Annotated in this window: 20 protein-coding genes; 9 read left to right on the plus strand and 11 right to left on the minus strand. The window is 39.0% G+C overall.

Features of this window, described 5'->3' with window-relative positions:
• Nucleotides 1-280 precede the first annotated feature (280 nt).
• On the plus strand, nucleotides 281-517 hold the full coding sequence (locus tag H4O18_RS00825) for a hypothetical protein (protein WP_187581204.1): 237 nt from the start codon (nucleotides 281-283) through the stop codon (nucleotides 515-517).
• On the plus strand, nucleotides 517-807 hold the full coding sequence (locus H4O18_RS00830; RefSeq protein WP_187581205.1) for a type II toxin-antitoxin system RelE/ParE family toxin: 291 nt from the start codon (nucleotides 517-519) through the stop codon (nucleotides 805-807). The genes H4O18_RS00825 and H4O18_RS00830 overlap by 1 nt, the downstream gene beginning before the upstream one ends.
• A gap of 104 nt (nucleotides 808-911) precedes the next feature.
• Here the strand turns inward: H4O18_RS00830 and H4O18_RS00835 are convergent, their stop codons facing one another.
• From H4O18_RS00835 to H4O18_RS00855, 5 genes are all read right to left on the minus strand, one after another.
• Nucleotides 912-2,081: a beta-ketoacyl synthase N-terminal-like domain-containing protein gene (locus tag H4O18_RS00835; RefSeq protein ID WP_187581206.1), complete on the minus strand. Its 1,170-nt coding sequence runs from the start codon at nucleotides 2,079-2,081 to the stop codon at nucleotides 912-914.
• Nucleotides 2,082-2,084: 3 nt separating this feature from the next.
• Nucleotides 2,085-3,353, minus strand: coding sequence for an adenosylmethionine--8-amino-7-oxononanoate transaminase (bioA, locus tag H4O18_RS00840; RefSeq protein WP_187581207.1), 1,269 nt, complete (start codon nucleotides 3,351-3,353; stop codon nucleotides 2,085-2,087).
• Nucleotides 3,354-3,492: 139 nt separating this feature from the next.
• Entirely contained in the window at nucleotides 3,493-4,104 is a 612-nt protein-coding gene (gene bioD / locus H4O18_RS00845) for a dethiobiotin synthase (protein ID WP_187581208.1), read from the minus strand.
• Between the two features lies 1 nt (nucleotide 4,105).
• Nucleotides 4,106-4,492 (minus strand): putative signal transducing protein, encoded by a 387-nt coding sequence (locus H4O18_RS00850; RefSeq protein ID WP_187581209.1) that lies wholly within the window; start codon nucleotides 4,490-4,492, stop codon nucleotides 4,106-4,108.
• 3 nt (nucleotides 4,493-4,495) lie between these two features.
• Nucleotides 4,496-5,644, minus strand: coding sequence for an aminotransferase class I/II-fold pyridoxal phosphate-dependent enzyme (locus H4O18_RS00855; RefSeq protein WP_187581210.1), 1,149 nt, complete (start codon nucleotides 5,642-5,644; stop codon nucleotides 4,496-4,498).
• Between the two features lie 127 nt (nucleotides 5,645-5,771).
• Between H4O18_RS00855 and H4O18_RS00860 the strand changes: the two genes are divergently transcribed.
• The 3 genes from H4O18_RS00860 (at nucleotide 5,772) to H4O18_RS00870 (ending at nucleotide 8,598) form a co-directional block, all read left to right on the plus strand.
• A complete protein-coding gene (locus tag H4O18_RS00860; protein ID WP_187581211.1) occupies nucleotides 5,772-7,580 on the plus strand; it encodes a M61 family metallopeptidase in 1,809 nt (602 codons plus the stop codon).
• A 1-nt stretch (nucleotide 7,581) separates the two neighbouring features.
• Nucleotides 7,582-8,115 (plus strand): GNAT family N-acetyltransferase, encoded by a 534-nt coding sequence (locus tag H4O18_RS00865; RefSeq protein ID WP_187581212.1) that lies wholly within the window; start codon nucleotides 7,582-7,584, stop codon nucleotides 8,113-8,115.
• Between the two features lie 90 nt (nucleotides 8,116-8,205).
• Complete coding sequence (locus H4O18_RS00870; protein WP_187581213.1) at nucleotides 8,206-8,598, plus strand: hypothetical protein; 393 nt, start codon at nucleotides 8,206-8,208, stop codon at nucleotides 8,596-8,598.
• A 220-nt stretch (nucleotides 8,599-8,818) separates the two neighbouring features.
• Here the strand turns inward: H4O18_RS00870 and H4O18_RS00875 are convergent, their stop codons facing one another.
• Nucleotides 8,819-9,418 carry a DUF2652 domain-containing protein gene (locus H4O18_RS00875; RefSeq protein WP_187581214.1) on the minus strand — a complete coding sequence of 200 codons (600 nt, stop codon included), beginning with the start codon at nucleotides 9,416-9,418 and terminating at the stop codon, nucleotides 8,819-8,821.
• A 401-nt stretch (nucleotides 9,419-9,819) separates the two neighbouring features.
• Between H4O18_RS00875 and H4O18_RS00880 the strand changes: the two genes are divergently transcribed.
• The gene (locus H4O18_RS00880; protein ID WP_187581215.1) at nucleotides 9,820-10,035 is read left to right on the plus strand and encodes a hypothetical protein; all 216 of its coding nucleotides are present in this window, start codon (nucleotides 9,820-9,822) and stop codon (nucleotides 10,033-10,035) included.
• Nucleotides 10,036-10,118: 83 nt separating this feature from the next.
• Nucleotides 10,119-10,550, plus strand: coding sequence for a PepSY-like domain-containing protein (locus H4O18_RS00885; RefSeq protein WP_187581216.1), 432 nt, complete (start codon nucleotides 10,119-10,121; stop codon nucleotides 10,548-10,550).
• Here the strand turns inward: H4O18_RS00885 and H4O18_RS00890 are convergent.
• On the minus strand, nucleotides 10,543-11,454 hold the full coding sequence (locus tag H4O18_RS00890; protein WP_187581217.1) for a metallophosphoesterase family protein: 912 nt from the start codon (nucleotides 11,452-11,454) through the stop codon (nucleotides 10,543-10,545). The genes H4O18_RS00885 and H4O18_RS00890 overlap by 8 nt on opposite strands.
• Nucleotides 11,455-11,660: 206 nt before the next feature.
• On the opposite strand from H4O18_RS00890, the gene H4O18_RS00895 reads away from it, so the two are divergent.
• Nucleotides 11,661-14,030, plus strand: a complete 2,370-nt coding sequence (locus H4O18_RS00895) for a GAF domain-containing protein (RefSeq protein ID WP_187581218.1) — start codon at nucleotides 11,661-11,663, stop codon at nucleotides 14,028-14,030.
• Here the strand turns inward: H4O18_RS00895 and H4O18_RS00900 are convergent.
• Nucleotides 14,027-15,229 (minus strand): Pycsar system effector family protein, encoded by a 1,203-nt coding sequence (locus H4O18_RS00900; protein WP_187581219.1) that lies wholly within the window; start codon nucleotides 15,227-15,229, stop codon nucleotides 14,027-14,029. The two genes, H4O18_RS00895 and H4O18_RS00900, sit on opposite strands and share 4 nt — an antisense overlap.
• A 54-nt stretch (nucleotides 15,230-15,283) precedes the next feature.
• Here H4O18_RS00900 and H4O18_RS00905 point away from each other — a divergent pair, with 54 nt between their 5' ends.
• Entirely contained in the window at nucleotides 15,284-18,991 is a 3,708-nt protein-coding gene (locus H4O18_RS00905; RefSeq protein ID WP_187581220.1) for a metallophosphoesterase, read from the plus strand.
• 30 nt (nucleotides 18,992-19,021) lie between these two features.
• On the opposite strand, the gene H4O18_RS00910 is transcribed toward H4O18_RS00905, so the two are convergent.
• From H4O18_RS00910 to H4O18_RS00920, 3 genes are all read right to left on the minus strand, one after another.
• Nucleotides 19,022-19,879 (minus strand): hypothetical protein, encoded by an 858-nt coding sequence (locus tag H4O18_RS00910; RefSeq protein WP_187581221.1) that lies wholly within the window; start codon nucleotides 19,877-19,879, stop codon nucleotides 19,022-19,024.
• Nucleotide 19,880: 1 nt separating this feature from the next.
• Nucleotides 19,881-20,777, minus strand: coding sequence for a GyrI-like domain-containing protein (locus tag H4O18_RS00915; protein WP_343065394.1), 897 nt, complete (start codon nucleotides 20,775-20,777; stop codon nucleotides 19,881-19,883).
• Between the two features lie 73 nt (nucleotides 20,778-20,850).
• The gene (locus tag H4O18_RS00920) at nucleotides 20,851-22,197 is read right to left on the minus strand and encodes a vanadium-dependent haloperoxidase (RefSeq protein ID WP_187581222.1); all 1,347 of its coding nucleotides are present in this window, start codon (nucleotides 22,195-22,197) and stop codon (nucleotides 20,851-20,853) included.
• Between the last annotated feature and the right edge of the window lie 139 nt (nucleotides 22,198-22,336).

Consider the following 22,336-nt stretch of genomic DNA (forward strand, 5'->3'; position numbering starts at 1 on the left):
AATAACCTATAATCTGCAGAAATTGCAAAAATCGATTCCTAAATTCTTAGATAATGCTATTTAATAAGGGCTAAAAAATCTTTGATTAGTTATAAATGGACTATCCCGGTAGTTGACAAACTATTAAATCCCTTTATAAAAGGAATTAAGGTCTTCCTATAATAATACTCACCGCATTCCCACCAAAACCAACCGCATTCTCCATTACTTTGTTTATCTCAATGGAAAGAAACTTTTGGAACTTATATTGTATCTTTACTTTAAGAAATAAAAAATTATTATGGCAAGCATTGATTTAAGAAATACGGTCAGGGAGTACATAGATAAGGCAGATATAAGGCTTCTAAAGATGATGAAAGCATTAGCGGAAAGTTATCAAAATGACGAGCAGGAGCTTACTTTAAGCGAAGAACAATATCAAATGATGGATATGCGTAAGGAAGCCCATTTAAAGGGAGAAAGTAAGTCATTAACTTGGGACCAAGTCAAACTAAACGCCAGAAATGCTGCACAATAATGGCATATAATTTAGAGGTTAAAAACGATGCCAATCTAGAAATTATTGAAGCTTATCTCTATTACGAAGAAAAACGGATTGGATTGGGTGAAGAATTTTTGGAACATTTGGATATCTATTTTGAACGAATTATAGCCAATCCTAAATACTTTCCCCAAAAACGTAAACCTTATAGAGAAGCATTTTTAAAACGCTTTCCATTCTTAATTATATATGAAATCACTAAAAATAAAGTAATTGTTTATTCCGTATTCAATACTTGGCAAAATCCCAAGAAAAAGAAAAAATAATTCTAGTTCCGTGCCAATTCATACTCATCCGTAGAATTTATAATGAATACTTCTCCTAAGGGTTTGGCACAATAGATTTTTATTCCTTCTGTTTGCTTCCACAATTAAATCTTACCCAAAAGAATACTCACCGCATTCCCACCAAAACCAACCGCATTCACCATCACCTTATTGATCTGTTTTGGCATAGCATCATAATTCACATATGGCACTCCTATAAACTCTTGGTGCTGCAACATTAATACCGCCAATTCCAAACTCAACATTCCCGAGGCACCAAAAGAATGTCCTAGCTTCCATTTATTAGTGGTCATTGCCGGCTCATGAGATCCAAATACTTTTTCAATAGCCCTTACTTCGGACAAATCACCTTTAATGGTTCCAGGAGCATGTAGTACTACCACATCTATTTCCTTTGGATCTATTCCGCCCAAAGCCATCTTCATGGAACGCTGAAAACAAACTGCATCAGAGGAAATAGAAATATTATGTTCCAATATCTCGGTTGCGTATCCCAAGCCTTCAATACGGGCAAGGGCATTTTGTATTTTACCTTTCTCCAAACATGCCATGGAAGCAGCCTCACCCAAAACCATACTGTTCTGTTTCTTGTCCAAGTCCAAAGCGCGACAAGGATAACCCTTGGAGTCGTTTGCTACAAACCGTGAATAGACTTTTAAGGCCTTCATCTGTGCAATAGTAAAGGGAGTCAAGGGCGCCTCGCTACCCCCTACCAAAAATTTATTTGCCATGCCACTTTTCAGCCACGCCACCCCGTTCAAGAGAGAATGCAAGGCAGTGGAACAGGTAATGGAATGTGATATCTCCGGGCCTTGTGTCCGCAGATCATGGGCCACCCAAGAAGAAATATTCCCCAAGGTGGTAGTAGGGGAAGATAAGGTAGAGGCCTCCCCATTTTGAATAAATTCGCTATGGTATTTTTCAAAAAGTCCGGTAGCACCTCTTGAAGAGCCTATATTTACTCCAAAATTACCATCTTTCCAACCGGCTTGACCTATAGCTTCCCTAGAGGCATAAATGGCATACAGTACAGATGGGTCCAAGTTTTTATACTTGGAATCTGAATTTTTTAAAACGGTTGTCCTTTGTTGCGCATCCTCAGTTAAGGCAGAACACCAAGCTGTTAGATCGCCATAGTTCTTTTGCCGCAAAAAATGGTCTGGACGCTTATAATTTTCCCAGGTCTCCTTCAAGGAAGTTCCCAAAGGGGAGATGGAAGATAATGCCGTTATAAAAATAGGTTCGTTCTGCATAGTTTAAAATGAATTAAGAACTTCCTTTATACTGTTGTAGATTTTTTGCATTTGCTCCTTGGTCGTAATATAGGGCGCCAAAATGTAAATGGTATTGCCTAGAGGTCTAAGAAAAATACCCGAATCCATAAAATGCTTAAACAGTTTGTCCCTAACATTTCCATAGCGCTCCATAACAACATTAAGGTCCAGAGCATAGATAATTCCAATTTGCCTAGTAGACGCTACTTTGGGGTGATCCTTTATTTCGGCATCAAACTCCTGGTGCCACTGTATTATTTGACCTATATTTTTATGAATTTCATCTGATGTCAGCAATTCAATTCCCGCCATGGCCGCAGCACATGCCAACGGATTAGCAGTATAGGTATGCCCATGAAAAAGTCCCTTCGCAATATCATCACTGTAAAAGGCATCGTAAACTTTCTGGGTACAACTGGTCACCGCCATTGGAAGCATTCCTGCCGTAAGGGCCTTGGACATGCATATGATATCTGGCTTCACCTCCATATAATCGGAGGCAAAGTGCCTTCCTGTTTTTCCAAATCCCGTCATTACCTCATCGGCTATGGCCAATACCCCATGGGATTTTATCACTTTTAGAATTTTCTCCAAATGTTCGGCCTTGTGCATTTTCATGGCTGCCGCACCCTGCACCAAAGGCTCATAGATAAATCCGGCAATAGCATCAAGATCTATGGTATTTTCCAATTCATGCAATAGATTCCCAATATTGTCATCCGTAGGAACAGCAATCCTTTTTACATCAATAAAATAATCTTCAAAAGGGCCGTTATATACGGATAGGCTGGAGACGGACATCGCCCCAAAAGTATCCCCATGAAAACCATCTTCAAAAGCCAATAAAACAGAACGCTTTTTTCCTTTATTATGATGATACTGCAAGGCCATCTTTATTCCTATTTCGGTTGAAGTGGACCCGTTGTCCGAAAAAAACAATTTTTTTTGATTGGATGGCAACAAAGAAATCAACGCCTCAGAAAGCGCAATGGCAGGTTCGTGTGTAAATCCACTAAAGACCACCTGATCTAACTGTTGCATTTGAGCGTAGACCTTAGCTATTATGGCATCATTACAATGCCCGTACATACAGGTATACCAAGAGGAAATGCCATCTATATATTCCTTGCCCTGCTCGTCGTACAATACAGCCCCTTTAGCCTTGACAATACCAAGCATTTTGGGATGCAGTTTATGTTGCGTAAGTGGGTGCCAAAGGTGCTTTTGATCCCTTTCCGAAAGACTTTTCAATTGAATATCCTTTTTAAATAGAAGTGCAAAGATGGGGAATAATGAGTAAAAACACTATCCCGATCCCAATTCATTTAAGAGGAAAAACGAAACAATAATCCTTAATTATTCCTAGGAATTATTTAACCGCCCAAAGAAATTACAATGCCATAATCGCAGGACGTAATTCTTCCGCATATTTCTTGATAACTTCCTTTGTCATGGATGCTTCTTGTCCTATTCTTCCAAGCACAGAGACTCCCGTAATCTTGGAAATTATATCCTCAGAGGCGGAATTAGGCTCGCCATTAAATACAACGGCCACATCATAGCCTTTTAACAAAAGCCATTTAATGGTCAAAAGGGAATGATTAATACTGCCCAAATAGTGCTTCACCACTACAATTACGTAATAGGTGGGCATAATAATATCCAGAATGGTATCGGAATCGTTCAGGGGCACCAATACACCTCCCGCCCCTTCGATCACCAAGTGGTTCTCTGTTTTGGGCTCATGTATTTTATTGTGGTCTATATAAACCCCTTCCAAAGCCGCGGCTGCATGTGGACTAATTGGCGCCTTAAGAGAGTAGCTACTTTTATGTATTACCGTTTTGTTATTGGAAATTAATTCGGAAATCGTTTCGCTATCGGATTCGTCCCCTGTTTGGACGGGTTTCCAATAATCTGCCTCCAAGGCCTCGACCATAACGGCAGAGGTGATTGTTTTTCCTACATCTGTGGAAATTCCTGTTACAAAAAATTGCTTCATTCTAGTTTGGTTCTGTTATAAACTCACAATTTAGACATTTATACTTTCTTTTTTCAAAAAATGGAAAAAGTTTATAAAATAGCCCTCTCCTGTTAAAATATATTTCCATTCTTTGGGCCTTACAATTGGGACAGCTTCTTAAATTTCCATGATCATCCATGGCATAAGACCTTATTTCATTGTAAATTTCGGTTGCTCTGTCCTTATCGGAGTAATGCACCTGAAGCTTTACTCCTCCAATGGCATTGCTGATCAGGGGATCGGAGTTAAGGGTGTTCTCATCCCTTAGGAAAACAGGAATACCGTCGGACATCAATCGGCCCTTCAATATTTGTACGTCGGCTACATATTCAAAAGCGGCCAGGGTATAAAATTCTTGTTTCTCCATGTGTTAAAATAAGTTTGACAATTGTAAAAGCACCGCGCTAATTTCCTTTTCCGTATTAAAACTGTGCAAACAAAATCGCAAACGCTCCTTTCCTTTTGGAACGGTGGGCGACATTATAGGTTTTATATCAAACCCATTCTCCTGTAATTGCTGCGACCATTTTTTTACCTTTTCATTGCCTTCCACCAAACAACAATGTACGGCGGAATTACTTGGAATAAAATGGGACTCTAGGTTGTGGGCCTTCAGTTCACTTTTAAAAAAATCAATATTGGTCCTAAGCTGATTTTGCTCTTTGTTTGTTGCCGATACATGTTCGCAGGCCGACAGTATCGTCGCCAAGGAATGCGGCGGCATACCCGTAGTATAAATAAAACTGCGTGCAAAATTTACCAAATAACTTTTAAGGGAATCGCTCCCCAAGATGGCCGCACCATGACAGCCCATAGCTTTACCAAAGGTGACGATCCTGGCAAATACCTTCTTCTGCAATTGCAGTTCATTCATTAGACCTTCTCCCTTCTTACCGAACACTCCAACAGCATGGGCTTCATCAATAACCAAATAGGCTCCTTTGGTTTCGCATGTTGCTACCAAGGCCTCCAAATCCGGGGAATCCCCATCCATGGAAAAAACGGACTCCGTAACCACGTAAATATCGCTATCCATTTTACTTTCCCGCACGCGGTCTATCTGCCGGCTTAAATCCTTCACAGCGTTGTGCTTAAACTTATAGCTTTGTGCACGCCCCAATCCAATGCCATCGCGTATACTGGCGTGCACCAGTTCATCATAAAAAACAACATCTGTCCGTTGGGGCACGGCACTAAAAAATCCGATATTGGCATCGTAACCCGAATTGAAGACCAGCGCTGACCCTGAACCAAAAAAATCCGACAACAAATCTTCCAACTCCCCATATAACCCGTTATTGCCCGTCAACAGCCTAGATCCCGTAGCACCATTGGCTGTAATACCTTTCTTGTCCAGGATGCTGGCGGCATTTTTAAAAATGGTATCGTTTTTGGCAAACCCCAAATAATCATTAGAGGATAAATCGATCAATCCATTGGGTACGGGCAACTTCCGAAGGGCATTGTTAGCCTGCCTTTCGGTGAGTTTTGCCGTCAATTTTTTTGGGAATTCCATCATATTACAAATGTAGCATATCCTGTATTTAAATAGTATATTCGTTTATACAAAGCCATGCAAAAATAATATACGGAACTTTGTCCTTAGGCAGGTTCCCATCCTTAAAAACCTATCGAAATCAAATTGTATGAAAATCAACATTTTAAGCCTCCTTTTTATTGCCATTTCCATAAGCTTGCAAAGCCAGACCAACCGCTACACCATATCCTTTGAAAATGCCGTACACCACGAAGCGGAAATCACAGCATCCTTTCCACAGCTGGATCAAGGTGTTCTATCGGTACGCATGGGTCGTTCCTCCCCAGGGCGCTATGCCCTTCACGAGTTTGCCAAAAACGTATACAATTTTAAGGCTACCGACAGCCAGGGAAAGCCCTTGGGAATTCATAGGCCCAATCCCTACCAATGGGATATTAGCGGCCACGATGGGGAAGTGAAGATAAGTTATACCCTTTTTGCCAATCGTGGGGATGGCACCTATGCGCAAATTGATGAAACCCATGCCCACCTAAATATCCCGGCTACGTTTATGTATGTGACCCATTTGGAAGATCGGAAAATAGAAGTGGACTTTAGGGTTCGGGAAGACCTCAACTGGAAGGTGGCCACTCAAATGCCCAAGCTTATGGGCAATACCTATACTGCGCCCAACTTACAGTATTTTATGGACAGCCCTACGGAAATAAGCAATTATGGGTTACGCCAATTTACTGTGGACAATAATGGCCAGCAACAAAACATACAATTTGTATTGCACCACAATGGCACGGAAGCCGAACTGGACACCTATTTTGAACAGGTGAAAAAAGTGGTTTTGGCCGAAAAGGAAGTTTTTGGGGAACTTCCGAATTACGATTATGGAACCTACACCTTCTTGGCATGCTATATCCCCAATGCTTCCGGAGACGGTATGGAACATAGGAATTCTACCATTCTTACGGACAGGGAAGGATTGGCAGAAGGCGGCATGAAAAACAATATAGGCACGGTTGCCCATGAATTTTTTCACGGATGGAATGTGGAACGTATTCGGCCCCAGGCTTTGGAACCCTTCAATTTTGCCGAAGCCAATATGAGCGGAGAGCTTTGGTTTGCTGAAGGTTTTACCAGTTATTACACCAATTTCATTCTTTGTCGCGCAGGAATCATTACCCCTAAGGAATACGTAGAGGGGCTTACGGGCACTTTTAACTATGTTTGGAACTCTCCAGCCAGACAATTCTTTAACCCAATAGAAATGAGCTATCAAGCTCCCTTTGTAGATGCCTCTACCTCCGTAGATCCGGTAAATAGGGACAATACTTTTATCTCATATTATTCATATGGCAGTGTTTTGGGATTGGCCCTGGACCTATCGTTGCGACAAAACAAGTTGAATTTGGACGATTACATGAAATTGGTCTGGCAGACCTATGGGAAAAAGGAAATTCCCTATACCCTGTCCGATCTACGTAAAACTTTGGTACAATACGCCGGAAAGGAATTCGGAAATCGTTTTTTTGATCAATATATCCATAACAGTGAAATGCCCAATTATGAGGAGCTGTTCAATTCAGTTGGCGTAGTGCTGAAACGTGCCACTGACAAACCTTATTTTGGGGCAAGTGTCAACATCAACCAATTTGGGGTGGGCATTGTACAACGTAATACCACTATTGGGAGTCCAGCCTATACCGCAGGGTTGGACAATGGGGATGTGATTACGGCGATAAACAATATCCCCTTGACCACTAACCAGAGTTTTGGGGAACTAATAGCACAATTCAAGGTAGGGGAAAGTGTGCAGGTAGCCTACACCCGATTTGGAATTCCAAAATCCACCACTGTTGTTTTAAGTGCGGATCCCACCTATACCATAGAATTAATGGAGGAAAATGGCGGTAAAGTCAGCAAACAGTTATTAAAAAATAGAAAGGATTGGCTAAAAGTGGAATAGGATGGAGGTAATCTTTAAGAGCTGTACCAATGACAGCGAATTACGACAAATACTGAGCTTGCAACAAAAGAACCTGATTAGCAACCTAGATTCTGGCGAAAAGGAAAAAGAAGGCTTTGTGACCGTATCCCATACTTTGGAACTCCTGACAAAGATGAATACCGCCTGTCCACATATCATAGCCAAGGTCCAAGATAAAGTGGTGGGCTATGCACTTTGCATGCACCCTAGTTTTGGGAACGATATTGAGGTTTTAAAACCCATGTTCAAGGAAATAGCTTCTACAGTGCCCAAAACAGAACCCTATATGGTCATGGGGCAAATATGCATAGATAAGGAGTATCGGCGGCGGGGCATTTTTAGAAAGCTGTATGAGACTATGAAGAATACCATTCAACCCCAGTTTAACAGTATCATCACTGAGGTGGATGCCACCAACCTGCGTTCGTTGGAAGCCCATTATGCGGTGGGGTTTAAAGATCTAAAGACCTATAGTGCTGGTGGACAGGATTGGAAATTGATTGTGTTGAGGTAGGGCGTTTTAGTGAATATATTTGAATAGCTGGTGGCAATATGTTCGACATTAAGGTTTGGCCAATCTGGGGAGTTTGATAACATAATAATTATGGGACCATTGAGTTTTAAAGACTTTAAGGAAGATGTTACTGAAATTACTCATGGGGCAATCAACAAATATGGTCTAACAATTAATCTGATTGATGAATATCAAATTTATGCAAGTAATAAAATGGGGGGCTTTTGGTTTTATCATGAAGATATATACATTTTAAATATGGTATATGTGGACGTAAAAACAGATATAAAAACGCCATTTTTAGAATTATTTAAAAACAAAAATATTGAGTGCTTATATCCCTTTGAGGCTGGAGAAGAATGCGTTAAAAGTATGATTCTCAAAAGACAAAATACAGATAAAACTCAACGCTATCATAAAGATATTTGTAGAATTAAAAAAATGAGTGATTTGTTAATAGAATATTTTACGGATGAATTCTGAAGTGGAGTTAAGCTTAAAGACTATGATAAATAATCCAGAAATGAAATATGCCCCCGCTAGAGCGAGCGTCACGCTAGTGCCGAGTAAAAGTAAGAGAATGAGATTGAACAGAAAATGGATACAAGACAGATATTAGGACAAAGTTATAAGTACACAAAAAGGATTCTTGAGCTAGTGAAAAAATAGATAATGAAGACATTGACAGGACAGAATTCTTAAATCAAACAAAAGGTTTCAGCTGAATATATTGAAACTTTATTTCCCCCAAATGTTCTTCATGGATAAATCCTTGTTTATAGGTACCCCAATCAATTGGATATTCTTTCTCATTTGTCCCAAACTGGGAAAGCAACCCCTCCGATATTAATATATATTCATCGTTGGGAATGTCGTTTTTAAGAAGTCTATGGGCTGTAATTACATCCTCCCCGATGAGTTTTATTCGTTTGCCTACAGGAACCAAACCAACTTCTTCCCCATAGTGCAAAATAATTTTCAACCCTAATACCTCCGGAATCATTTCCGCCGCCTTATCACCATTATAACGGGCCTTGAGGGCATGAAGTTGTTTGTAAAACTCGGTATAAAAAAACCGACATTGATCTAGCAGTTCCTTAATGGATGGAAGCTCACCTGTTTTATAGAACAATACGGCATCCCCTTCTATTTCCGAGATTTTAAGTCCTATTTCATTGGAATAGACAATCTTGTTCAAAAGTGAAGGAATTACCTTTGAGCTCAACTCAAAATCGGTTTTACTCATAAATTGAGTGAATCCACTAATGTCCGGTATACATAATAAAGTAGGTAAGGCTTTCATATTATAAAAAATTGAAAATTAATTTAACCTATAAAATCGCAGGCAATTGTATGAATTATAGCTTATTGTGTTTCAACAATAGTATTTTGTAGTTTGACATAATCATCCAAAAATTTTGGTTATAAATTGGCTGCCAATTTTCTCGGTAAACTCCGATCAATCCACTTTTATATCCCTTTCAAGGAGGTTATTATTCGCATGATCAATCTTTTTGTTATTGAATATAGCGCTAAAAAACGAAATATTTTTTGCCTTTTCCCTGCCTGAAGCGTTAGGGACAATGATTTTCCCATTTGAATCAAATTCAATATGGTTTCGAGCTAAAATTTTGTACCTAGATCTATAATTTTACCATTATTAAAAGAACATTTAAAACTTGGTCTTGACATAAATTAAATATCATGAAAAAATCCATATTTATTTTGCCACTGCTTTTTGCAGCCGCTATTTCTTTATCGGGTTGCCGAGAGACGAAAACAGTTAAGGATGAGCCTAAAGGAGATATAGAACGTGCTGTAGATGAGGCCGAAGATGGCGTAAAGCGTGCAGGAGAAGAAGTAAAGGGAGCCTATAAAGAGGTTAAAGAGGAAGTAGATGGGAGTACCGATGACAACTAGGCCAAAAACCAACCTAATTGTAAATGTTTTGACGTAGGACAAACACCTACAAATACAAGAAAAAATTAGAAAATCAATTCTCTATGAAACTTTCAATATTTTATTATTCCTTAATGACAATGATTTTATGTATTGGTTGTAACACAGCTGCTGAAGGTCAAGTTCCCAAAGAAGTTAAGACCACCTTTAAGAATATGTATCCAAAGGAAAACGACCCGGATTGGCACACGGATAAAAACGGGAATTTTGAATCCAATTTCAAAAAGGACGGAGAACATTACAAAGCCGATTTCAGTCCCGAGGGAAAGTGGTTGGAAACGGAACGCCGCATATCAAAAAAAGATTTGCCAGATGCCATCAAAGAAAAAATTGACAAGGATTTTAAGGATTATGAGCTTGTAGAAATCGAAGAGGTGGACCACAATTCAAAAGGAAGGTTTTATGATGTTGAATTTAAAAAAGATGGAGAAAAAAAAGATGTAGAATTCAATACTCAAGGAAATATCATCAATTAATTGGCAAATCGGCTTTTTGATAATCTTTAAGCTGCTGTGGGCCTTCCAACAGAATCCTTACAATTTGCAAAGTTCCGTCATCTTTTGTGGCTATTTCCCATTTGATTAGAGCTATGGTACCTTTTTGAATTTCAATTCCAGTAATACTGCGTGGATGCACGCAACTACCATCATTAAAAAACGGAATTTCCCCAGGTACCGGAAAGCGTGGCCTGTGCGTATGGCCTACAATGGTCAACAATTCATTATTGGCCATAATCCATTTTTTTATGCGCCTTTCAATTTTAATAAGTTCCTTGTAATTTTTGGCAGGACTTGTGGGATCCGCAATACCCCAGACCTGTAATGGTTTCCATAAGACACGTACCAGGAATCGGCCCCAACTCCAAAAAGTATAGTTCCACCAATCCGCCTGATGCCCATGGGTCAAGAATAATTCCTGTCCACTTAATTTATGTTTTAAAATTATGGCCTCGTGATAGTTAATATCCTCAAACAATTCTTTATTGCAATCATCGATAGGTTCAAAATAGTGCGACAAATTACTCTTTACATATTCCGGGTCTTTGTAAACCATATCATGGTTTCCCCAGATCATATGAAGTCTTTTTTCCAAATGGAACTGCTTCAAAAGTTTGTAAACGTTTTTATGGGCCGTAAAAATGGAATCAAAGGAATGATTTTCCCAAAGCTCATCACCATCTCCCAATTCACAATAAGTAAATCCCTCATTAAGATAATGCCTTAAGGCATGGAAATAAATATTGCGATTGTTAGCAAATTCGTCCGCAAAACTACTATCCCCCCTATGGCAATCACTGAACAGGATAATTTTGGAAGTATCATCAAAGGACAGGGTTTTGGCATTGTTATAAGCCCTTGTCAATCTGGTAAATGAGGACATTTGTTTTAGGTTAAAAGTTAGTGCTTTTTTTGGTTAAGGACATAATATGTCCTATTTTGTATAGGGGAAATACTCGTGGTATACCACCAAAAGACCTTAACGGAATAAATATCAGAAAAAAGTAGGTTATCCCCTTATCGATCCAAAAATACAAGAAAGCATTTTCTTTTGTAATTTTACGGTGCAAACTTGGACTAATATAGGCAATGAAGGGATTCACGGATAAAATATCACCTTTGGAGCATCATATAAGCTTTAATAAATTATTAAAGCAATATGATGAAATGGCACAGAGCGAGGATTCGTATTTGGCTTCCAAGGCAAATTATATTGTAAATGCCCAAGCCCCCTACCCCGAACTCCGTGAAGGTTTCACCGATATATCCTTACTGGAAAAACACAAAGAAGTTATACAAATTATCTTGCAGGATTTGTTTTCCTCAGTACTTACCACCAATGAAATAAAAACGGCATCCACGCCATATACAAACATAACATTTAACTCCAGTAAGCGCTTTGAGCGAATATTGGAAGCGGCAGGGCAAAATTATGAGCCGGAAATAAGAAACCAGGAAGAAGAGGTAAGCTATATTATGGCCTGTGTGGTAATCCTTAACTTTTACTACGGATTTAATCTTGATTTTAAGAGGCCCTTTTTCTACGATATCCCTGATGCCAATGGAGTAATGAGACATTACCGCATTTTGTACAATGCGGATTTCATAGAAATCTTGCCGAAAAGCACCCCATTGAAAATTACCCAAAAGGATGTGGACGAGCTATTGGAAAATATAGACAATGTGGAACTCTGGAAAGAGAAGATTCCCCCCAATAGTTTTATCAGTAAAGGCTTTGTAATATCGAACATGTTCGATGTTACGGCTGAACATTCCATATCTGAAATAAAATCCAACTTGATCGTCAATGATAAAAGTGGGGGTAATTTCATTAAAGGTGTGGAAAACACCTTTAAATCGCTATTTGGATTGCCAAATATGCGCATTGGATTTGCGGTATACAATTCCAAGGATGAGCAATTTGAGAGGGTTTCTGTAAATGGCATTGATAGTTTTATTTTGCAAAAAAAGAAAGTTGAGACCTGCAATGAATCCCTTTGCAAGGCATCTTACAGTAAACTAATTGATCAAAACAGGTTCTTTGTAATCAGTGATGTAGAAAAATATTATAAACTCTCGGGTGGTATGCCGCCGTATAAGGGCTTACACGACCAAAAAATTAAAAGTGCGCTTTTGGCCCCCATTGCCAAAGATGGGCGATTATTAGGGGTATTGGAACTGGTGTCGGACAAGGCAAATGACCTCAACAGTGTTAATGCCAAGAAACTGGAAGATGTAATACCCTATATCGTCTCCGCTGTTTTGCGTTCTTTGGAGGAGGAAGAAAATTTAATCGATGCCGTAATCCAGAACGAATGTACCTCTGTACATTCATCCGTGTACTGGAAATTTAAAGAGGAGGCCAAACGATTTATATTGGAAGACCAGGAAGGGTTGCAGCCGTCATTTAGGGAAATTGTTTTTGATGAAGTTTATCCCCTATACGGACAAACAGATATTAAAGATTCATCCCAAGCAAGAAATACGGCCATTCAACGAGACCTCATGATCCAGTTATCGGAGATAAATAGTGTTCTTTCCGAGGCTTGGGAGAAAAATAAATTGCCCATATATGAAGAACTTATTTTTAGGGTAAACAACCATATAGACGATATAAAGGAGGTGTTGCACACCAACAGTGAGCAGGCGGTTTTCGATTTTGTAAATGATGAAATTAATCCCGTATTCGCACATCTGAAAAAATCTTCCAAATACTATCAGGACTTATTGTTGTCATACGAGTCCAAAATTGATATGGGAACAGGATCCTACTATGATCATAGAAAAAATTATGACGAAAGCGTAACACTGATCAATAAGAAACTGGCAGCTGTCATCGACAAAAAACAGGAAGAAGCGCAAAAAATGTACCCGCATTATTTTGAGCGCTATAAGACAGACGGCGTAGAGCACAATATGTACATTGGGGACTCCATTACTGGGGCAAGGGAATTTGATCTTCTTTACCTAAGCAATCTAAGGTTGTGGCAATTACAGGTGATGTGCGAAATGGAAAATAAGCACTACGCCCTGAAATCAAAGCTGCAGGTTCAACTTGATGTAGCCTCGCTTATCCTTGTCTATAATGGCTCGTTATCTATCCGGTTTAGGATGGATGAGAAACGTTTTGATGTGGACGGCACCTACAACGCCAGATACGAAATCATAAAAAAACGCATAGACAAATCATATATTAAGGGCACCAACCAACGTCTTACCCAGCCTGGAAAAATTGCCATAGTCTATTCACAAAAGAAAGATGAATTGGAGTACCTTAGGTACATAAAATTCCTCAAATCCAAGGGTTATTTTGATGGCAAGGTCGAAATAGTTGAATTGGAAGGCCTCCAAGGAGTGTCCGGTCTAAAAGCCATAAGGGCATCCGTATGCTACAATCCTAACAATGAAAAGGGCAAGACCTATTCCTATAACGATCTCCTAGATGAATTGAAGGCCTAAGTTGGCAATTCAATAATCTTTTCCGGACCGTAAAACTTTAAAGCCACAAAAAAGGCGATTACGGATAAAATCATTCCAACCATAAAGATTGTATAGGTCCACCTTAGAAGTTTGTATTTTCTGTTCAATACCAACCCTAAAAAATAAAGATCTTTGGTCAGTGATGTATAGACATAGGTTTGATCTTTGATCAATTCCTGAATGGCCCATTCGTAATCTTGCAACTTCATTTTGTGGAAATTTCCAAAAAACAGGAGATTAACCTTTTTTTGTTGTACATCTTCCTTGGTAAACTCTCCACCGGTAACATTGGGTCGTGTGGCCAGTACCGACATAATCATGGAAGCAACGCTAAAAAGAACAAATATGGCTGCGGGGTAAATCAAATAATCATTTTGTGGATCATCTAATTTTGGAATAAGGTTCGATAGCATTAAGGAAATAATAATGGCATTAACAGACAGGAGAATATTAGCTTTGGTATCCGCAATATCACTCAATTTTAAATGGTTCCTCATGGTCACTCGAAACATGGTCTGAATTCCACGTTCCGGACTTTCATTTTTCAGTTTAACCTTTAGCTCTTCCTTTCTTGTAAGCTTCTTTAACTTCTTTTTACTTTTTACTAATTTTTTTAAATTCTTATCCTTGCCATCCTGCCAGTTTTTTCGGGCGTGGTCCGTATAAAACCTATGTTCGGTTCTGAACATTTTAATGTTTTCATTACGCCATTTCTTGGGCGAAAATTCCGCAATCTCTAATTTGGAAAGTTCTTCCCGCAAAAGTTCAGAGGTTTCCAAATAGGATTTGCTGCGCAGGTGGGACGAGTCCGCATCCTTTATGATTTCTTCTGAAAGATTTTTAGGTTCGTAGTACCGCTGTGTGGCTAGAATTAATTCACTCACTTTTTTTATACCCTCTTCATCATATCCCTGTTCTTTTAAAAACTTAGTGGCAATTATGCTACTATTTTTCTCATGGTCATTGAAACCTTGGGTATATCCAGTATCGTGAAGCCATGCAGCCAATTCAATTGCTTCACTTTCTTTGTCATTTAAGTCATAGGCATCCAGTAATTCTTTAGTATTTTTGACTACACGTTGTGTATGCCTAAGATTATGGTACAAATAATTGCTATCCAGTTGGTGTGTCAACAAATCAGTAACAAAATCTTCAGTATCTTTAACAATGTGTGCCATCTATCATTTTTATAACTCCCAAATTACGAAATTATATTTTCTATTATTAGCACTATGAATAAACATTTTACACTTTTTGCTTTACTGTTGTTGTTTTGGAACTGTGCTACCTACGACACCAAATATGCTGATAAGAATACGGGTCAGGACACACCAAATACAAAAGAAATTTCGCATACTTTTTATTTAATAGGCGATGCCGGCCTGTCTCCAATTAAAGGTATGAATCCGGCTTTGAAAATTTTCAAGGCAAAACTGGAAAAGGCTACCGAGAACAGTACTGCCATTTTTTTAGGGGACAACATTTATCCGTCTGGCCTTCCCGACCCCCAAGATTCTACCATTGCCTATAGGACGGCAAGAAGTCATTTGGACGCGCAGCTGAATACCGTAAAAAATTATAAGGGTCGTGTGGTTTTTATACCAGGAAATCACGATTGGTATACCCAAGGTCTTGTAGGCTTAAAAAGACAGGAAAAATATGTAGAACGAACGTTGGATAGAAAGGATTCCTTTATCCCGGAAGATGGTTGTCCGCTGGAGACTATAGACATCAATGATGAAGTCATGGTCATTGCCATGGACACGGAATGGTACTTGACCAATTGGGACAAACGCCCTTCAATTAATGAGGATTGCGAAATAAAAAGTCGGGAACATTTTTTCGAGGAGCTGGAAAGCCAGATAAAAAAGAATGCAGGGAAAACCATTATTTTGGCAATGCACCACCCGCTGTTTAGCTACGGTCCCCATGGGGGCCAATTTACCCTTCACCAACAGTTTTACCCAAAAGATAAATTTGGGCCTGCCCCAGTATTGGGTACGTTGGTGAATCTATTTAGAAAAACGGCAGGAGCCTCCTCGGAAGACATGCAGAATATAAGATATCGGGAATTGATTAATCGCGTCACCACCTTGGCACAATTCGCCGAAAAGACAATAGTTACCTCAGGTCACGAACATTCCCTACAATATATTGTGGAAAAAAATATTCCCCAAATTGTAAGTGGTTCAGGAGCCAAAACCGGTGCAACCAATTTATTGAACGGGAGTAAATTTTCTACTGGTGAAATGGGTTATGCTGTTTTGGAAATTTATAAGGACGGCTCCTCACATGTACGCTATTATGGTATTGGTGATGACGGCAAGGAAAAATTCCTTTTTAAAAGTGGGATATACGTGCGAGATACCACGGTTAATGAAAACAAGTATTCCGATGACTTCCCTAAAGCTATAAAGGCATCGGTTTACACCGAAGAAGAGGTTAAAAAGAGTCCTTTGTTCAAGTTGATTTGGGGTGAACGCTATCGCAAATACTACGGCACCAAAGTACTGGCAACAACTGTTAATTTGGACACGTTGCATGGTGGTCTAAGCCCTGTGCGAAAAGGAGGCGGCCATCAATCCAAATCACTAAGACTGGAAGATGCCAACGGCAAACAATACGTTATGAGAGCGCTACGAAAGGAGGCAGAACGTTATTTACAGGCCATGGCCTTTAAGGACCAATATATCATAGGGGAATTTGAAGACACCTATACCGAAAGCCTTTTGGAAGACTTTTATACCGGTGCCCATCCTTACGCTTCCTTGACCATTGGGGCACTCTCGGATGCCGCCAAAATATACCATACAAATCCAAGATTATTCTATATTCCCAAGCAACCCGCCCTAGAGGATTTCAATTCCGATTTTGGGGACGAGCTATACCTTCTGGAAGAACATGTATCGGACGAACATAGCGATTTGGAGAGTTTTGGTTTTCCAGAGAAAATTGAAAGCACCTATGATTTTTTAAATAAATTAAGATCGGATGAAAAATATAAGGTAGATGTGGACATGTACATTAGGGCCCGATTATTTGACATGGTCATAGGCGACTGGGACCGACATGTAGATCAATGGCGTTGGGCCGAAAATAAGGTTAAGAAAACCGGTGATGTTATATTCCAGCCAATACCACGGGACAGAGACCAAGTTTTTTCCATAATGGGCGATGGATTATTAATGAACATAGCTACCCGCATTATCCCTCCACTAAAGCTTATGGAAGGTTATGCCGAAAATATAAGAAATGTGAAAACCTTTAATGCCAGCCCATTTTCATTGGATATGACCTTACTTAATAGTTCGGTGAAAATGCAATGGGAGGAACAGGTCGCCTTTTTGCAGGACAACCTAACAGAAAAAGTCATTGATGAATCATTTGTTCTATTCCCTGAGGAGGTCCAAGATAAAACCCTGGACAAGATCAAAAAGATACTATTGTCCCGTTTGGAAAAATTGCCAAAAATAGCGGATGAGTACTATAAAGCTTTGAACAAATTTGTGGTAATAAAAGGTACTGATAAGGACGATTGGTTCCAGATTACTGTACTCCCCGACAACAGGACCCAGATAAGTGCATATAGAATTATTGGAGGAGAAAAGAAAAAACTTTTTTATGACAAAGTATTCGATTCCAAGACCACCAACGAAATTTGGATTTACGGATTGGATGATGGCGATTATTTTGAAGCCAAAGGAGCTTCGAAAAACATGATAAACATACGTCTTGTTGGAGGAAATGGAACAGACACCTACGATATTGTTGATAGTAGGAATATTTCCATTTACGATTATAAAACGAAGGACAATAAATTTAAGAATACCTCAGGTTCAAAAGTTAGGTTAACGGACGATTATGAACTAAATACATATCAACCATTAAAATTAATTAAAACCCAAAACCAGCTTGTGCCGACCATAGGTTACAATCCTGACGATGGTTTTAAAATAGGTGTTGCCAACACTCTTACCAACTATGGTTTTAGGCAGAATCCTTTTACCAGTCAACATCAAATAAGCGCTTCAATCTTTTTTGCGACAAGTGGGATCGACCTTAATTACTCCGGCGAATTTGCCCATTTATTTGAAAACTGGAATTTTGGTATCGATGCAAGATTTACCAGCCCCAATTTCAGTACCAATTTTTTTGGTTTAGGTAACAGCACCCAAAATTTGGATGATGACCTTGGTATGGATTACAACAGGGTGAGAATTCGAAATATAAGCTTTTCACCATCGCTAATATGGAGGGGTCAATTAGGTGCAAGCCTAAAGGCCGGGATTTCATATGAACATATTACTGTTGAGGAAACCGAAAATAGGTTTGTAAACTTATTCTACGTTCAGAATAATGAAGATAGCATTAATAGCTTTTTAGGAGTGGATGCCAAATACCATTATAGCAATACGGACAGTAATGCGTTTCCTACCTTGGGAATGTCCTCCTCCCTTCAAATTGGAGCCAAAAGAAACCTGGCATCAGATGGCAACAGTTTTGGCTATGTAGTACCCAGTTTATCCCTGACACACAAAATAATTCCAAGTGGCAAATTAGTTTTGGCCACGAAATGGAAAGCCCATTTTAATATTGGTAATGGATTTGAATTTTATCAAGGAGCAAGTATTGGAGCCAATGATGGCCCAAGAGGGTATAGAAACCAGCGTTTCATAGGAAAAACCTCCTACTACCAAAACACAGACCTAAGACTTCAACTTAAAAAGATGAGAACAGGTATTTTACCAATATCCTTAGGCATGTATGGTGGTTACGATTATGGTAGGGTATGGTCTTCCAGCCTTGAATCGGACAAATGGCACACCTCATATGGGGGTGGATTCTTCTTAAATGGGGCAGATATTCTTACCGCAAGAATTGCATTGTTTGCATCCAATGAAGGACCGTTATTTTCCTTTGGTCTTGGCTTTGGATTTTAAATATCTTAAACGAGCCAAGTATAGCAACAGTTAATCCTTAAGAATATAGGAATAAAGGTTTCTTCCAATTTTACTGGACTCCTCGTCCGAAAGTAATAAGGTATTGTTATTGGTAAAACAAACGGATTCCAATTGCGTATATACCCCTAGGTCTATAGTCTTTAAGGTTCCAGTGGAAAGGAAATTATCCATTGCAAAATCTGTAAACACCCATAAGGTGCCATTTCCCAATAGCACTATGGTTCTGCCATCAGGGGAAATATCGGCAGAAGTTACTTGTCCATTTATCTTTCCTTTCGGAGGTACAAAGGAACCTAAATATTGTGCCTGATGTTTCCCCTCTATGGCCGGAACCTTATATAACAATGCTTCACCGTTAAAAGGATGTGTCCTATTCTTTGTTACGATATAAAAGTTGTTCTGGTAATAAAAAAAGGCCTCGGCATCAAAAAGCAATTTTTTCTTTTTTGGAGGAAAATCCTTCTGTTCCGGATAATTAAATTCAATCTTTATCGCTTCAATATCATCTCCCGTTGCAGCATTGGGATTTGGGATCTTGTAGATGGCCAAATTCTTCCGGTCATTACTATTATTTCCAAAATCCCCTATATATACATTATCCCCATCGCTGGCCAAATCCTCCCAATCGTGATTTTTGGCATTTTTTACCTTTAATTCCTTTAAAAGGTCACCCTCATAATTTACCTGATAAATCTTATCGGGATTACCTCTATCCATAACGAACCAAAGCGTAGAATCCTTAGCAGGGACTATTCCTGAATTCTCCGTTAATTTATGGGGAAGTTTGGTAACGTATGTCAATTGTCCATAGTTGTGGGCACACCCCACAACAATGATCCAGAGCAATAAAAAAAAGTATTTTTTCATCTTATTCTTTTAAAGGCATGTATATTTCTGCTATCCATTCAATTTCATTTCCGCCAATATTTGGGTTATTAAAAAACACCTCAACAGGGGTTTCAGAGACTTTTATCCCGTTCTTTTCGGCATAGTTCAACAAAGCGTACCAAGCACGATCAGAGGTAATATAATTACCGTTGTACACCGCTTTTAAAGCTTTAAATCCATTAAACTTCTTATACTTAATGATTCCATTTTGTGGTAGGCTATCACTTTTTATAATTGGATAACAAAAATTATAGGAAATACTGTCCACCTCCCTATCCCAATTGGTTATTTCCAAGAATGGCCTTCCATTTAGTTCAACATTATTATCAACAAGAACCGTACTAAGAATGGGGTAATTTTGCATCATTCCTTTTGCTTTGGAAAGTTGGGAAGCTTTTAATGGTATATAGGCACAATAGGTTTCAGGAAGCTGTTGAAGGGTATCCACTACGGTAACCCTAAACTTTTCAATATGCTCATTCAACATATCGTTAAATTCAAGAATGGTCCTTTTGGTCCGTTTTTCGAAGTTGGTGTCGGAAAAAGGAATACTTAATTTGTTCATTAAACTATGGTCAACATCCTTGATGTATACCCCTATCTTGGAGGTAGAATCATTAATAGGAGTGATTCTCCACTGATATTGAAATATGGAATCATTGAACAATAACTGCTGATCAATGGTCAAAAAATCTTTTTGTTTCAGCAATACCGTATTTTTATTGGCATTGCCCCATAATTTAATACTCTGATTTATGGTACCTGGGAATGTCTTGGATTTAATGGAAACCGAATAATCATAGGGTCGTAAAAAAAGATACCAAACCAAGGATGTCATTAGAAGGAAAGCTACAAAGAAAATAATTTTGTTTCTCACGAATTTTAATTTTACTCCAGGTATGTGACTCTTGTAAATTATTGAAGGGTTGTTATGTAATTGACAATTGACATTATTTGGATGTCAACGCCTTTTCCCCCTTCATATCCAGTTTATCCACAATAAATTTACCCAAATTTCTACCCTGTCCTACTCCAATTTCAACAGCAGCCCTATAATGGATGCCGCCGTACATTCGGCTAATAGCCGCTTCATCTGCAGCCTGATTGAATGATGTAAAACTTCTTATTGGCAAGCCATAAGGTATTTCCGTATCGTCATCAAAAGAAAAATTATCCCCAAAAATACTTGTCAATGCCGTAGCCGCCGCACCGGAAACCACAGAATGTCCACTTGTGTATTCCGGAAAGGGAGGGGTTTGCAATACTGGCTGCCAGTTCTCATCAATATACTGGTTTATTACCGTTTCGGGGCGTATAAGATTGGAGCGGTATTTTTCGTCCCAACAACTTATAAAGGCATCCGCTATGGCCATTGAGGTCTTGGTATAGGCAAATACGGTTTGATCGAAATCGGAATTTGTTTTTTCACAAGCTATTTTGGTAATCCCGATCCAATGTGCCCCTGGTGTTATTTTTTTAGTGGCAAACATTAAATGGCCCCTAGTTACGGAGACATAGGGATTACAATCCCAAAACTTTGCAATGGCTATTTCTTCGGAATTATCCCCTTTTGAGGTAATCTCATTGCTTATATCATAGACCTCTTTTACCTCTTTATAGAAATCAGAACCCAATTCCATGGAAAATACTGGCGGTGGTGCAGGTACAAATTGATTGGCCGAGTCTATAACGAAAGGTCGAATTTTGCTCCAATGTGGTTCTATACCATCCATATACGCAGGAGGCGTTGGCTGCCAACGTGAGGTGTCGTCCGTATTGATGGTAAATTTGGGCATCGTTCTCGTCTGTTTATAATTATCCTTATCCAACCAATCTCCTATGTGCTTTGCTACCTCAAGGCCATATTCCATGGAATTATTGAACATAGTCAAGTTTTTATCCTGCCAATTTGCGTACAAACTATCCCGATGCGCTTCAATTTTATCCTCGGAAAAAATTAATCGCTTACTTATTTCCATATGTGCAATAAGGGCTGCCATTTGGTAATTGATAGATTTGTCCTGGCCAGGTTTCGGTATGGGCATTAAATCGGTTACCTGACCTACCAAAGACTTATATTCCTCATTGTTGAGCGCTATAATTTCATAAGCCGCAATATTGGGATATGCAAAAATTCTACTTGCCACTGGAGGCGAGAAAATATCATGGATCATAACTTCCGTCACCTTGTGTATGGAATAATGCAGATCCTGGGGAGTAATAACAATTGGCTCCTCTTTTTTATCACAGGAGACTATAATTGCAAATAATAGGATTAATCTTAAATATTGTTTCATCAGTTTATACTTATTTGTTTTTAAAAGGTCAGATGTAATTAGTCATGACCTTTACCGTTGTTTTTATACGGTGTACATGAATTTTGTATTTCACTATTAAACACCTTAGTGGGCATCAAGAATTGTTATGACCTATTTC

Source organism: Arenibacter arenosicollis (assembly GCF_014397245.1).
Taxonomy (GTDB): domain Bacteria; phylum Bacteroidota; class Bacteroidia; order Flavobacteriales; family Flavobacteriaceae; genus Arenibacter; species Arenibacter arenosicollis.

Coding starts and splice junctions, on each gene's coding strand:
- H4O18_RS00825 (WP_187581204.1), top strand. CDS start 281: ATGGCAAGCATTGATTTAAGAAATACGGTCAGGGAGTACATAGATAAG.
- H4O18_RS00830 (WP_187581205.1), top strand. CDS start 517: ATGGCATATAATTTAGAGGTTAAAAACGATGCCAATCTAGAAATTATT.
- H4O18_RS00835 (WP_187581206.1), bottom strand. CDS start 2,081: ATGCAGAACGAACCTATTTTTATAACGGCATTATCTTCCATCTCCCCT.
- bioD (WP_187581208.1), bottom strand. CDS start 4,104: ATGAAGCAATTTTTTGTAACAGGAATTTCCACAGATGTAGGAAAAACA.
- H4O18_RS00850 (WP_187581209.1), bottom strand. CDS start 4,492: ATGGAGAAACAAGAATTTTATACCCTGGCCGCTTTTGAATATGTAGCC.
- H4O18_RS00855 (WP_187581210.1), bottom strand. CDS start 5,644: ATGATGGAATTCCCAAAAAAATTGACGGCAAAACTCACCGAAAGGCAG.
- H4O18_RS00860 (WP_187581211.1), top strand. CDS start 5,772: ATGAAAATCAACATTTTAAGCCTCCTTTTTATTGCCATTTCCATAAGC.
- H4O18_RS00865 (WP_187581212.1), top strand. CDS start 7,582: ATGGAGGTAATCTTTAAGAGCTGTACCAATGACAGCGAATTACGACAA.
- H4O18_RS00870 (WP_187581213.1), top strand. CDS start 8,206: ATGGGACCATTGAGTTTTAAAGACTTTAAGGAAGATGTTACTGAAATT.
- H4O18_RS00875 (WP_187581214.1), bottom strand. CDS start 9,418: ATGAAAGCCTTACCTACTTTATTATGTATACCGGACATTAGTGGATTC.
- H4O18_RS00880 (WP_187581215.1), top strand. CDS start 9,820: ATGAAAAAATCCATATTTATTTTGCCACTGCTTTTTGCAGCCGCTATT.
- H4O18_RS00885 (WP_187581216.1), top strand. CDS start 10,119: ATGAAACTTTCAATATTTTATTATTCCTTAATGACAATGATTTTATGT.
- H4O18_RS00890 (WP_187581217.1), bottom strand. CDS start 11,454: ATGTCCTCATTTACCAGATTGACAAGGGCTTATAACAATGCCAAAACC.
- H4O18_RS00895 (WP_187581218.1), top strand. CDS start 11,661: ATGAAGGGATTCACGGATAAAATATCACCTTTGGAGCATCATATAAGC.
- H4O18_RS00900 (WP_187581219.1), bottom strand. CDS start 15,229: ATGGCACACATTGTTAAAGATACTGAAGATTTTGTTACTGATTTGTTG.
- H4O18_RS00905 (WP_187581220.1), top strand. CDS start 15,284: ATGAATAAACATTTTACACTTTTTGCTTTACTGTTGTTGTTTTGGAAC.
- H4O18_RS00910 (WP_187581221.1), bottom strand. CDS start 19,879: ATGAAAAAATACTTTTTTTTATTGCTCTGGATCATTGTTGTGGGGTGT.
- H4O18_RS00920 (WP_187581222.1), bottom strand. CDS start 22,197: ATGAAACAATATTTAAGATTAATCCTATTATTTGCAATTATAGTCTCC.